At 63.2% G+C, this 12,749-nt stretch carries 13 protein-coding genes; 8 read left to right on the top strand and 5 right to left on the bottom strand.

What is annotated here, in order from left to right; all coding sequences use genetic code 11:
* Positions 1-294, bottom strand: a 294-nt coding sequence (locus WCE35_RS10310; protein WP_424593236.1) for a PhoD-like phosphatase N-terminal domain-containing protein, incomplete at its 3' end; no start/stop codon positions are given.
* A 91-nt stretch (positions 295-385) separates the two neighbouring features.
* Positions 386-1,831, bottom strand: a complete 1,446-nt coding sequence (locus WCE35_RS10305) for a TAXI family TRAP transporter solute-binding subunit (protein WP_424593235.1) — start codon at positions 1,829-1,831, stop codon at positions 386-388.
* Positions 1,832-2,004: 173 nt separating this feature from the next.
* Between WCE35_RS10305 and WCE35_RS10300 the strand changes: the two genes are divergently transcribed.
* Together WCE35_RS10300 and WCE35_RS10295 are read left to right on the top strand one after the other, a co-directional pair.
* The gene (locus tag WCE35_RS10300; protein ID WP_424593234.1) at positions 2,005-2,310 is read left to right on the top strand and encodes a 4a-hydroxytetrahydrobiopterin dehydratase; all 306 of its coding nucleotides are present in this window, start codon (positions 2,005-2,007) and stop codon (positions 2,308-2,310) included.
* Positions 2,311-2,406: 96 nt separating this feature from the next.
* Positions 2,407-2,790 (top strand): YkvA family protein, encoded by a 384-nt coding sequence (locus tag WCE35_RS10295; protein ID WP_424593233.1) that lies wholly within the window; start codon positions 2,407-2,409, stop codon positions 2,788-2,790.
* A gap of 171 nt (positions 2,791-2,961) precedes the next feature.
* On the opposite strand, the gene WCE35_RS10290 is transcribed toward WCE35_RS10295, so the two are convergent.
* The 3 genes from WCE35_RS10290 to WCE35_RS10280 all read right to left on the bottom strand — a co-directional run bounded on the left by WCE35_RS10290 (position 2,962) and on the right by WCE35_RS10280 (position 6,430).
* A complete protein-coding gene (locus WCE35_RS10290; RefSeq protein ID WP_424593232.1) occupies positions 2,962-4,134 on the bottom strand; it encodes a TAXI family TRAP transporter solute-binding subunit in 1,173 nt (390 codons plus the stop codon).
* 23 nt (positions 4,135-4,157) lie between these two features.
* A complete protein-coding gene (locus WCE35_RS10285) occupies positions 4,158-5,111 on the bottom strand; it encodes a hypothetical protein (RefSeq protein WP_424593231.1) in 954 nt (317 codons plus the stop codon).
* Between the two features lie 344 nt (positions 5,112-5,455).
* The gene (locus tag WCE35_RS10280; protein ID WP_424593230.1) at positions 5,456-6,430 is read right to left on the bottom strand and encodes an NADPH:quinone oxidoreductase family protein; all 975 of its coding nucleotides are present in this window, start codon (positions 6,428-6,430) and stop codon (positions 5,456-5,458) included.
* Between the two features lie 136 nt (positions 6,431-6,566).
* On the opposite strand from WCE35_RS10280, the gene WCE35_RS10275 reads away from it, so the two are divergent.
* The 6 genes from WCE35_RS10275 (at position 6,567) to argG (ending at position 12,532) form a co-directional block, all read left to right on the top strand.
* Complete coding sequence (locus tag WCE35_RS10275; RefSeq protein WP_424593229.1) at positions 6,567-7,406, top strand: SDR family oxidoreductase; 840 nt, start codon at positions 6,567-6,569, stop codon at positions 7,404-7,406.
* 155 nt (positions 7,407-7,561) lie between these two features.
* Complete coding sequence (locus WCE35_RS10270) at positions 7,562-8,176, top strand: invasion associated locus B family protein (RefSeq protein WP_424593228.1); 615 nt, start codon at positions 7,562-7,564, stop codon at positions 8,174-8,176.
* Positions 8,177-8,366: 190 nt separating this feature from the next.
* Positions 8,367-9,566 carry a 23S rRNA (adenine(2503)-C(2))-methyltransferase RlmN gene (gene rlmN / locus WCE35_RS10265; RefSeq protein WP_424593227.1) on the top strand — a complete coding sequence of 400 codons (1,200 nt, stop codon included), beginning with the start codon at positions 8,367-8,369 and terminating at the stop codon, positions 9,564-9,566.
* A 62-nt stretch (positions 9,567-9,628) separates the two neighbouring features.
* Positions 9,629-10,114 (top strand): hypothetical protein, encoded by a 486-nt coding sequence (locus tag WCE35_RS10260; protein WP_424593226.1) that lies wholly within the window; start codon positions 9,629-9,631, stop codon positions 10,112-10,114.
* A gap of 51 nt (positions 10,115-10,165) precedes the next feature.
* A complete protein-coding gene (locus WCE35_RS10255) occupies positions 10,166-10,921 on the top strand; it encodes a phosphatase PAP2 family protein (protein ID WP_424593225.1) in 756 nt (251 codons plus the stop codon).
* A gap of 273 nt (positions 10,922-11,194) precedes the next feature.
* Positions 11,195-12,532 carry an argininosuccinate synthase gene (argG, locus tag WCE35_RS10250; protein ID WP_424593237.1) on the top strand — a complete coding sequence of 446 codons (1,338 nt, stop codon included), beginning with the start codon at positions 11,195-11,197 and terminating at the stop codon, positions 12,530-12,532.
* Positions 12,533-12,749: the final 217 nt, after the last annotated feature.

The raw sequence follows: 12,749 nt of genomic DNA, 5'->3' as shown, positions 1-12,749 counted from the left end.
TTCGGGCAGCGCCGCGATCGGCGGCAAGGCCCGGGCGTTGTTGACGGACTGGGTGGTGGCGACTTCGACCATCATTTGCGACGGCCGGTCGGCGCGCGCCCACACCACGCCGCCATCGGCGCCGACGTCGCCGGACTGCACGCCGTGGATGATCTGCGGCCGGTCGGCGGCGCGGCTGAGATAGGGCGTCGCAATGGCGGCGGCGCCGGTCGCTGCCGCAAGGGAGAGAAAACGTCGGCGGGAAATGTCGCGGGGAAACCTGCGAGTAAACCTGCGAGTAAACCTGATCGTCATGCGAGCCTCTTTCGGTCTGGTGTCAGAACGCGCCGGAACCGCTGACAGACCTAGGAAGATTTGATGACGTTTCGATTACAGGGAGGGCCGGCTAGGCGGTGCCGGCGGAGCGGAATTGCGCGCCGGCCCGCTGCAGGTTCTGCGGCAGGCTGATCAAAAGCGCCTTGCGGTCAGCAACCGCGTTGTGGAATTGCTCGAGTGCGATGTTGAAGGCGGTCAAGGTGCCCTGTTCGATCGCGCCGCGCTCGAAGCACTGCAGCGTGTCGCGCAGGATCTCGTCGGCTTCGGCCTGCATCTGGTCGAGTTCTTCGGTCGAGTCGCAATGGCGCGCGACCTTGAGCATGTCGAGCAGGCGCTCGCGCTGCGAATTATTGTTGTTGCGTTCGTCCTTCTTCAGATAGCCCGCGAACCAGGCGCCGGCGGAGCCCATGGCGGACAGCGCCATCAGTCCCCACCAGATATAATCGCTGTAGCGATCGAGGAAGGTCTTTTCCTCGCCGTCGACAAAGGCGGCGGCACCGGGATGCACGGGGATGGTGGCGTCCTTGTCGGTATCGGGCGTCTCGATCTTGGCCGCCAGCGGGAATTCGTTCTTCAGCGACTGCCGGACCGCGAACAACTGCCGGGTGAAGGCGGCGATGGTCGATTCCGAGACGCCGCGGCGCGCCACGATGTGATGCGAGAAGCTGATCGTCTTGACCTCGTCCTCGGGCCGGCCGGCGCCGCCGAACGAGCCCGCCGGGATTTCCGAGGCCTCATACATCGGGTGGTTTTGCGCAATCGCCTCCGCGGCATCGATGGCGAGGAATTTCGGGGTGCCGCCGTCGCGGATCGACGCCGCGATCGCATCCGAGGTGATCTTGCTGTTGACCGGCCCGGCGGCGACATAGGCGTCCGCCTTCTGGCTGCGGATCGCCTCGACCGCCTCATTGGCCGGAAATTGCACGATCTCGACCTTGGCCGGATCGACGCCGTACTGCGCCAGAATCACTTTCAGCAGATTGACGTTGGCCTGGGTGCGGCCGACGACGCCGATGCGATGTCCGGTGAGTTGCGCAATCTTGGTAATCCCGGACCCGGCCTTCTTGCCCTTGGTGGCCGGCGGCACCCACAGCACCGCGACGTTCTTGCGCAGCGTCGCCACCGCCTGGGCGTTTTTCGGCACATCGAGGTCGCCGCGAATAATGGCGAGGTCGGCCTTGCCGTCGGCGAGCGCCTGCGCGCTGGCGCTGGCGCCATCGGTTTGTATTGGCCGCAGCCGGACCAGACTGTGCGGCGCGTTGTTGAGGGCCTGGGCCAGCGCCTGAACCACCTTGATGTCGTCGCTGCTGGCCGGCCCAACCGCGATCCGCAGGGTCACCGGCCGCATCGCAACGTGGTAGCCGGCCGCCAGCGCGCCGACGACAGCCAGCGCGCCGGCCAGCATCACCAAGGTCAGTCGCCGTTTCGTCGATCGCGGCGACGGTGGCGGCGGTGCTTCGGTGAGATCGGGGCCAGTCATCGATCTCGCAAACAACCGTTTGAGGTTCAATTCCATTACCGCCAAGGTGATTATTGCCAAATTCTAGCAAATTCCTTGCCAAAGCGCGATCGCATCTGCGCCATGGTTACCGGCAGCCTTTGGACCGGGGTTTAGCCCGATTTTCGCCGTGGGATCCCATCAAGGAGCCTTCGTGTTAGGGTAAAGTTGATGTGAAACGGGAGACGGTGATGGCGGAACGGCTATCGGCGGAGGCGCTGAAATCGGCGGTTGGGGAACTCTCCGGCTGGTCCGAGGTGCCGGGCCGCGAGGCGATTGCCCGGACCTTTACCTTCAAGGATTTCAACGAGGCCTTCGGGTTCATGTCCCGCGCCGCGCTGTTTGCGGAAAAGCACGACCATCATCCGGAATGGAAAAATGTCTACAGGACGGTGGAAGTGGTTTTGGCGACCCATGATGCGGGTGGCGTCACCGCCCTCGATGTCGGTCTCGCCAGGGCGATGAACGCGATCGCAAGGCAGCTTGGTGTCGCCTGAAGCCCGCTCGCTCTTGCGGTGGTAACTTGACGACCCCAACTGTTATGCGCGCTCGTCGCGGCGGTCGGCCGCGCGGGCCTCAAGGGGAGCCTGGTGATGGCATCATCCGAACATACCGGCTTTGAGCCGGCCGACCGGCTGGCGCAAGACCGCGACGGTCTGCGCCGGCGGTTCTGGATCAAGCTGAAACAAGTGGTGGCGAAACTTCCCTTCGCCGAGGATCTGCTCGCGGCGTATTACTGCGCGTTCGACAAGGAGACGCCGCGCCATGTGCAGGTGGCGCTGTTAGGTGCGATCGCCTATTTCATCCTGCCGTTCGATTTCATCCCGGACATGCTGCCCGTGCTCGGCTTCACCGACGACGCCGCGATACTCGCGACGGCGATCAGGATGGTTGCGAACCACATCACGCCGGAGCATCGGGAGGCCGCCCGCGCCGCGCTGAAGCGCGGGATCGACAAGGGCGACGCGGGAACGTAAATCGGCGCCGGTCGTGACATCCGGAGCCGCTATCCCCGCAGGGCAGGGAACCGGTATCCGCCCGATCCCTGCCGATTTGAAATGCCGGGTCGCCCGATCAAGCCCGGCACACGATAGCCTGCAGCCTGCGAAGCGGCGGCGCCCGGGAACGAACGACCGAACAGCGTCCTATTATCGCTGCTGCGCCGGCCGCGCCTGCGCCCTCGCGTTCTTCTCGGCCTCCCAAGCCTGGAACTGCTTGAACAGCGCCTCCCTCTCGGCGTCCGATTGCACTCTTCCCGCTGTGGGACCTTGTTTCAGGAATTCATCGAACCGGTTGCGCACGGCGGATTCGACGCCGTGGGTTTCAAGCCACTGCTTGGCGACGGGAAGGCGCTGCCAGTCGGCCAGCGGCGCCGACAGCGAGACTTCCTTCCATTTCGGATGGAAGGGAGGATTCTGGAAGGTCGGGAACTTGGTGAAAAACGCGTCCACGAACAGCGCAAGCTTGCGATAGCGGTCGGTGTTCGGTGCCCAGTTGTAGGCCGCGAGCACCGCCGGAACGGCGATGGTGTCGACCTGTTCCTGTTCCGAGATCAGATTGGGATAATCCTTGGCGGTAAGGGTCGCCGGCAAATAATCGCCCTGCAACGGCTTGGCGTAGTCGACCGGAACCAGATGAAACCGGTCGTCCTTGAACTGGGTGACGGCCCTGGACGGTTTGCCCTGGACGGCGATCACGGCATCGATCTCGCCGGCCTTCATCTTCTCCATGGCGATACGCTGCTCGACATAGACGAAATTCGGTTTGATCCCCAGCCGCTCGAACACGATCAGCGCGGTGACGAAGGTGCCGCCGTTCGGAAGATCGATGCTGACGGTCTTGCCGTTGAGCTCCCTCAGTTCGCGGATCGTTTTCGGCGCGATGACATGCATCTCTTCATTGTAGAGCTTGGTCACATAGGTGAACTGCTTCTTGATGTCCTTCGCATAGCCCTTCTTTTCGAGGTAATCGAGGGTATCGGCGCGGACGATGCCGAGATCGACGCCCTGCAGAAACAGCACGTCGGCGACGCTCTGCACAGATCCGCGCCCGATGATCGGCAGGACGCGCAACTTGTTGCCGTCATCGAGCACGGAAGCGAGGTCGGCGCCGAACTGGACATAGGTGCCACCGATCGTGCCCGAGATCAGCGTCACCGTGTTGCTGTTAAGGGCCCTCTTGGTCTCCACCGATCCGAACTGGAATATCGCCTTCAGGCTCTCGCTGACCTTTGCGGGGTCGAACTCTTTTTCTTCAGCCCGGGCCGAAGTTCCGCAGGCCATCATCATGGCGATGATCGCCATCCCAAGTAAACGCCGCATGGTCTCCCCCTGCTTCCCTAAAGCTAATTCTGCATTTGAGCGAGGCGCTGTTGCGCATCGGTCGAGCCGAGCCGCGCCGCCTTCTGGTACCAGCTCCGCGCCATGGCCGGATCCGGCTTGATGCTCCGCATGTCCCGCGTTCCCAGCACGGCCGGGTCGTAGGTCTGAGCCAGCAGCAGGGCGGCGGACGCCTCCTGCGCATCGGCGGCCCGTTCCAGCAGCAGTCGGGCAGGCGAAATGTCGCCCACCGCGATCAGGCCCTTGGCTCGCTTCAGCAAGGCCGCGACTTCATCGGGATCCATCCGTCTCGCGGACGGAGCGACAGCCGCTGGCTGACGGACTTCCGGCTGGCGAACTTCTGGCTGACGGACTTCCGGCGCGCGAGTTTCGGGCGGGGCTTGATGGGCGGTCCTGAGTGCCAGCGCAATTTCATCGCGCGTCGGCGCAGTGCCGACCGTCGATGGAGCAGCGGCTGGCGCGGGCTGACTGATTGCCGCTCGCGCGGCAACGGCTGGCTCCACGGCCGCCGTCTGGGTCAGGCCGGGCTGGCTCGCCGATGTGCTGCTGGCCGATGTGCCGTTGAGCGATGCCTTGGCGTCGGCAAACACGGCAAGCGGGTTTTCCATGGAGACGATCGCAAGCGCGATGCCCGCCGCCGCTGCCGTCAATGCGCCGAGTTTAAGGATTTTAGGCCAATCGAGGGGTGTGCGAAGTCCCCTGTCGCCGCCGCTTCCAAACCGGTGCTTGGGTTCTGGTTCGTCGCTTGAGAGGAAGAGCGGCATATCGTCGGGATGATAATAATCTTCCTCGGCCGCCGCTGGCGCAGGGTCGTATTCGCGGCCGCTTGCGTCTTCGTCAAAGGCATCGACTCTCGGCTCGCCGTAAGCGCCACCGTAAGCGCCCTGTTCATCGTAAGGGCCCTGTTCACCGTAACGGTCCTGCTCGCCGTAAGGATTATGTCCCGAATTCCGCGCCATGGTGTGCCTCCGCGCTACGCAACAATCGGGCCTCCCGCATACGCATGTTACGATCATTTTTTTATTGAACGAGACGCCCGCTACTTGGTGACATAAATCGCGTTTCGAATCAGTCCAAAAAACGACCATCACCGGGACGAATCGGGAAAAATCAAGATTTCATTAAGGCGAGACCCGACGATTTGTTGATTAGTTCTTGAAAAACACCAACATTTCTATCAAGCGGACGCTCGTGTTGCACGAATTCACCATAAGCATGGTTAATACGCGAACCTGAGTTCCTCAACCTGGCTGAGGACAATGGCGACGATGCGACCCTAAGATGACAACATTTTGAGTAACATTCAGGGATGCAGGATAACCTTGCCCATCGCCTTGCGGCCGGCGAGAACTTTCAGCGCTTCGGCGGTTTGCGCGAGCGGGAAGGTGCGATCGACGTGTGAGGAGATCTTGCCTTCCGCGGTCCATTGCACGAGTTCCTCCAGGTTCTTGCGGTTCTTTTCCGGATTGAGCCGCGCCCAGTGGCCCCAGAACACGCCGCGGATATCGCAGCCCTTGAGCAGTGCCAGATTGAGCGGCATTTTCGGAATCTCGCCCGCGGCAAATCCGATCACGAGGAAGCGGCCTTCCCAGGCGATCGAGCGCAGCGCGGCTTCGGCATAGCTGCCGCCGACGGGATCGAAGATGATGTCGACGCCCTTGCCGCCGGTCAGCCGCCGCAGGCCCTCCTTCAGATCTTCCTTGGCGTAGTTGAGCGTGAGTTCGGCGCCATGCGCCTTGGCGAATTCCAGCTTTTCGTCCGACGACGCGCAGGCGATCACCTTCAGACCCATCAGCTTGCCGAGCTCGCACGCGGCCAGACCGGTGCCGCCGGCCGCGCCGAGCACGGCCAGGGTTTCTCCCGGCTTCAGGCTGGCGCGATCCTCCAGCGCGTGCAGCGCCGTGCCGTAGATGATGATGATGCCGGCGGCGCGATCGAAATCCAGATTGTCCGGAATTCTCACGATGGTGTTCGCCGGCAGCGCGATCTTTTCGCGGGCGCCGTTATGGCCGCAGGATGCCACCACGCGATCGCCCACCTTGAGGTCGGTGACATCGGCGCCGACGCTCTCGATCACGCCGGCGACCTCGGCTGCCGGTGAAAACGGGAACGGCGGCTTGATCTGGTACTTGCCCTGGATCATCAGGATGTCGAAGAAATTCAGCGCCGCGGCCTTGATCGCGATCACGGCCTCTCCGCGCCCGGCCACCGGATCGGGCAGATCGGCCAGCACGAGATCGTCGGGCTGGCAATATTGCGAGCAGAGAATGGCTTTCATGGTCACACCTGATTTTCGGACGCAAAAGGAAGGCTGGACGCTTCATGCCGGATTTGAAGCCGGGCTACAATCCGATTCGGATGTATGCCCTCATGGAGCGGATTGAGAACGGTCGCGGTCGAGAGGGGTTCAAACGATGTTTGAAAAGGGCCTGCTGGCGGGAAAGCGGATACTGGTCACTGGCGGCGGCTCGGGCTTGGGGGCGGCGATGGGCCGCCGTTTCGTCGAGCTTGGCGCCGAGCTGATCATCTGCGGCCGGCGGCTGCAATTGCTGGAGCAAACCGCCGCAAGCCTGCGCGGTGACCTCGGCGGCAAGGTTTCGACGGTCAGATGCGACATCCGCGACGGCGCCGCGGTCGATGCCATGATGGATGCGGCCTGGCGCGAGGCCCCGATCGACGTGCTGGTCAACAATGCGGCTGCGACTTTCATTGCACAGACCGAGCATCTGTCGTTTCGCGCAGCCGACGCCATTCTCGCGCCGACGCTGCATGGCACGATGTATTGCACCCTTGCCGCCGGCAAACGCTGGATCGCGGGCAAACACAAGGGCGTGGTGCTGAGCATCCTCTCGACCTCGACCATCACCGGCCGCGCGTTCACGGTGCCGTCTTCGATGGCGAAGTCCGCCGTGCTCGCGATGACCAAGAGCCTCGCGGTGGAATGGGGACCGAAGGGCGTTCGCACGGTTGCGATTGCGCCCGGCGCGTTCCCGACCCCGGGTGCATCCGGCCAGCTTCGGCCCGAGGGCCGCGATGAGGGATGGGCGCACCGCAATCCGCTTGGCCGCGCCGGCGAACATGGCGAGCTTGCCAATCTTGCGAGTTTCCTGATCTCCGATCAGGCCGGCTACATCAATGGCGAGATGGTGGTGCAGGACGGCGGCTCGCATCTGCGCAGTTCCGGCGCCGAGGATCTCCTGCAATGGAGCGATGCGCAGTGGGAAAAGCAGCGCGCGTCGCGCGACCGGAGCTGAAAATGGTGGTTGCGCAGCAAATCTGTGGCGACGCTGAAAATTTCACGATTTACGTTCCTGTAACCGCCTTCCCAAAAAAGCGTTTTCTGGTTATCCCGTTCGCTGTGGGACGACGCCATCGAGCCATCTTCCAGTCACAATGATGAGAGAACCAGTTGTCCGTGCGGCGAATACTGACCTCCCTGACGGTGATCGCGTTGTTGTGCGGGACGACGTCTCTTGCGCATGCGCAAAGCGCGTCGTCGAAGGCCTCGAAAGGCGCGGCGAAGCCCGCGGCCGCTGCCGCCAAGCCGGTCGCGGCTCCCGCTGCGGCGGGCGGCGCGGAGCCGACCCTGATCGGTCAGTTCGGAACCTGGGGCGCCTACACAGCGACGCCGAACGGCAAGAAGGTGTGCTTTGCGCTCGCCAAACCGTCGTCGTCGAAGACCAATCCGCCGAATCGACCGCGCGATCCGGCCTATGCCTTCGTGTCGACCCGCCCGGCGGAAAAGGTCGCCAACGAAGTCTCGATCATGATCGGCTACACGCTGAAGCCCGGCTCTGAATCGACGCTGGAGGTCGGCGGCGCGGCGTATTCGATGTATACTCAGGGCGACGGGCTCTGGATCAGGAACGCCGCCGAGGAGGAGCGAATGGTCGACGCCATGCGCAAATCCGCCGATGTCACCGTCAAGGGTCTGTCCGCCAAGGGCACCGAAACCACCGACACATTCTCGCTGAAGGGCCTGGCGCAGGCGCTTGACAGGCTGGCGCAGGATTGCAAGCGCTAGTTGTTTGGGGGTGATAGAGAGCCTATCTGAATAATGCGTCGGGTAGGCAAAGGCGTGTCGCGCCGTGCCCACCATTGACGTTAGCGGTGGGCACGCGGAACCTGTCATCGGGGGCGCATTCGCGCGACCCGGTGGCGTTGCGCACCCTTCATCTGTCGTTCGTTTCAATCATCTGCCAGCGTGTGATTTAATGACGCTCTCATCTTCCTTGGCGCCGCTGGAAAAGGTAGCGCTCGAAAGCTACGTGCCGCCATCAAAGCCGTCGCTGATCGGCCTGTCGCGCGCGGAGATCGCCGACCGGCTCGGCGAGATCGGCGTTCAGCCTTCGCAGCGCAAGATGCGCACCCAGCAGCTCTGGCACTGGATCTATTTCCGCGGCGCCAGGAACTTCGACGAGATGACCAGCATCTCCGGGGCAATGCGCACGCAACTCGACGCGCATTTCACGGTCGCGCGTCCCGAAGTGGTCGCCGAGCAGGTTTCCAGCGACGGCACCCGCAAATGGCTGCTGCGTTTGCCGAGCGGAGATTCCTTCCAGAAAGCCCATGACGTCGAGTGCGTCTATATTCCCGAGACCGACCGCGGCACGCTATGCGTTTCCTCGCAGGTCGGCTGTACGCTGAACTGCTCGTTCTGCCATACCGGCACGCAGCGGCTGGTGCGCAATCTGACCGCGGGCGAGATCGCGGGCCAGGTCATGGTGGCGCGCGACCGCCTCAACGACTGGGCCGGCCGCGAGACCCCGACCGGCAGCCGCCTCGTCACCAACATCGTGATGATGGGCATGGGCGAGCCGCTCTATAATTTCGAGGCGGTGCGCGATGCGCTTCTCATTGTCTCGGACAATGAGGGCATCGGCATTTCGCGCCGCCGCATCACCCTGTCGACCTCCGGCGTGGTGCCGAACATCGTCCGCACCGGCGAGGAGATCGGCGTCATGCTGGCGATCTCGCTGCATGCGGTGCGTGACGAGTTGCGCAACGAGCTGGTGCCGCTCAACCGCAAATATCCGATTCAACAGCTGCTGCAGGCCTGCCGCGATTATCCCGGTTCGTCCAACGCCCGGCGCATCACGTTCGAATATGTGATGCTCAAGGGCGTCAACGATTCGCTCGATGACGCGAAACTGCTGGTCAAGCTGCTCAAGGGCATTCCGGCCAAGATCAATCTGATTCCGTTCAATCCGTGGCCGGGCACCGCTTACGAATGTTCGGACTGGGACCAGATCGAAAAGTTTTCCGAGTATATTTTCAACGCCGGCTACTCCTCGCCGGTGCGCACGCCGCGCGGCCGCGACATCCTCGCCGCTTGCGGCCAGCTGAAATCGGAGACGGAAAAATTGTCGGTGCGGGAGCGCGAGGCGCTGCGCGCCATGGCGATGACGGATTGATGGCATGAGGTGACGGTGGAGAGGTTCATGCCGCTACGGCTATTCGATGACGGACTAAGCCAATGGCGCTGATCGGCCGGCTGTTCGTCATCCTGTTCGGATTCCTCGCCGCCTGTCTGGTGGCGGGGATGATCGTGGTCGGCGCGGTGCTGTATCCCGAATTCAGCGATCTAGCGATCGGGCCGATCGACCAGGGCGCGCTGAACGTGGTGCTCGGTTTCGGCTTCGTCTTCATCTCCGGCTTTGCGCTGCTCCCGGCGCTGGTCGTGGTGTTGATCACCGAGGCATTTTACATCAGGGGCGTGCTGACCTACGCGATCGGCGGCGCGATCGTCGGGGCGGTCTGCTATCTCGGCCTGATCCCGTTCGACCCGGCGACACTGCAGTTCGAGGGCATCGTCCGGCGTCATCTGGAAATCATGACCGGCGCCGGCATTGTCGCGGGTCTGGTCTACTGGATGATCGCGGGCCGCACCGCCGGCGCCTGGCGCGATCCGCCGCGTCCGCTGACGCCGCCCCCGCCGCGGCATTTACGGCCGCCGACATGAGCGGCGAACGAAGCCTTTTCATCCCTCATCGCCTCGGCTAAACCCCGCGCCATGCACCGGACCGGACTTTTCATCGCGCTCGGCCTTGCGCTTGTCATCGGATTGCTGTTCGGGATCCTTCCCGAACTCGATCTGAAACTGGCGGCGCTGTTCTACGATGGCGCGACCAGATCGTTTCCGCTGAAGCTCAACTGGCTGGCGGTTTTCGCGCGCGACGCTGCGATGTGGATTGCCTGGGCCTTCGCGCTGCCGGCGATCGCAGCCTTTTTCTTCAAGCTGGCGCGGCCGGACCGGCCGATGCTGATCCCGGGACGCGCGGCGGTGTTCCTGGTGGTGACGATCACGCTTTCCGCGGGCGTTCTTACCAATCTCACCTTCAAGAGCTACTGGGGACGGCCGCGGCCGGTCGCGGTGACGCAATTCAATGGTCCCTGGGAATTCATGCCGTGGTGGGACCCGCGCGGCGCTTGCGGCCGCAACTGCTCGTTCTTCTCGGGCGAGGGCGCCACCGCCTTCTGGACCTACGCGCCCGCGACGCTGACGCCGCCGGCGTGGCGGCCGCTGGCCTATGCCGCGGCGACATTGTTCGGCATCGCGACCAGCGTGCTGCGGATGGCGTTTGGCGGGCATTTCTTCACGGATGTCGCGGCCGCGGGCCTGGTGTCGTTCCTGGTGATCTGGCTGGCCTACGCCTTCATCTACCGCTGGCCGTCGACCCGGATGTCCGACGCGCGGATCGATGCCGCGCTGACGCGGCTGGCCTCGCCCTGGTATCGGCTGACGCGGCGCTGGCGCCAGGCGGGCTAATCCGACCCAGGCCCACTGCCGCCTTTGCGCCGGGACCGACTCGTGCCAGCAGGAAAGGGGCAGATGCCACGGCGCTGTTCGCCGGATACTGCCGAGTTGAAACAATCCATGGTCGGAATCGCACCGCCCGCGGAACAGTCGCGAGATCGTTCTCGCAGCAATTCGACTTCATCACGTCAGCCGTCATTAAACGCGTGCCCATCAGCGCGAAATTTGATATTCGCGCACTCAACCCGCAAACGACATCTGCCACCTCGACCGATTGGAAGCTTCATGAGTACGATCCTGAAAAGCCTGCCCAAAGGGGAAAAAGTCGGCATCGCTTTCTCGGGCGGCCTCGACACCAGCGCGGCGCTGCTGTGGATGAAGCAAAAAGGCGCCCGCATCTTTGCCTATACCGCCAACCTCGGCCAGCCTGACGAGGCCGACTACGACGAGATTCCGCGCAAGGCCATGGAGTTCGGCGCCGAAAAGGCCCGACTCGTGGACTGCCGCACGCAATTGGTCCACGAAGGTATTGCCGCCGTCCAATCCGGCGCCTTCCACATCAGCACCGGCGGCATCACCTACTTCAACACCACGCCCCTCGGTCGCGCCGTGACCGGCACGATGCTGGTATCGGCAATGAAGGAGGACGACGTCAACATCTGGGGCGACGGCTCCACCTTCAAAGGCAACGATATCGAGCGCTTCTACCGCTACGGCCTGCTGACCAACCCGAACTTGCGGATCTACAAGCCATGGCTCGACCAGCAGTTCATCGACGAACTGGGCGGCCGTGCGGAAATGTCGGCGTTTCTGACCGCCCATGGATTCGGCTACAAGATGAGCGCCGAAAAGGCTTATTCGACCGACAGCAATATCCTCGGCGCAACCCACGAGGCCAAGGATCTTGAGCATCTGGACACTGGCATCAAGATCGTCAATCCCATCATGGGCGTGCCGTTTTGGCGCGACGACTGTATCGTCAAGGCCGAAAGGGTCGCCGTGCGTTTTGCGGAGGGCCAGCCCGTCGCGCTGAACGGCCAGACGTTCGCCGATCCGGTCGCGCTGTTCCTCGAGGCCAACGCCATCGGCGGTCGACATGGCCTTGGCATGAGCGACCAGATCGAGAACCGGATCATCGAAGCAAAGAGCCGCGGCATTTACGAAGCTCCCGGCATGGCGCTGCTGCATATCGCCTACGAACGTCTGATCACCGGCATCCACAACGAAGACACCATCGAGCAATACCGGATCAGCGGCCTGCGCCTTGGCCGATTGCTCTACCAGGGACGGTGGTTCGATTCCCAGGCCCTCATGCTGCGCGAAACCGCCCAGCGTTGGGTGGCTCGCGCGGTCACCGGCGAGGTGACGCTCGAGCTGCGCCGCGGCAACGACTACTCGATCCTGAGCACCGAGAGCCCCAACCTGACCTATCAGCCGGAGCGGCTGAGCATGGAGAAGGTGGGCGATGCGGCGTTCACGCCATCCGACCGCATCGGCCAGCTGACAATGCGCAACCTCGACATCGCCGATACCCGCGCCAAGCTGAACGTCTACGCAGAGACAGGCTTGCTATCGATCGGGGAAGGCTCCCACATTTTCAGACTCGATAGCGACAAGATCTGAACCGCGCGGGCGCGCCCGACGCGGGGGCCTCTGATCACCGCTACGCCGCGGGCTTCATCAGGCCCCCACGCGCCGCGGCTGCATGCGTTCGGCCAGCGCAGCAAGAAGCTTTGGCTGTAGGACGCTCAACCTCGATCTATCGCACGTCATTGCGAGCGAAGCGAAGCAATCCATGGCGCCGCAAAGAAAATCTGGATTGCTTCGTCGCTATGCTCCT

Origin of the sequence: Bradyrhizobium sp. (genome assembly GCF_049691595.1) — a bacterium.
Taxonomy (GTDB): Bacteria; Pseudomonadota; Alphaproteobacteria; order Rhizobiales; family Xanthobacteraceae; genus Bradyrhizobium.
Note: the sequence above shows the minus strand (reverse complement) of the source record. Positions and strands in the feature narration are given on the sequence as shown.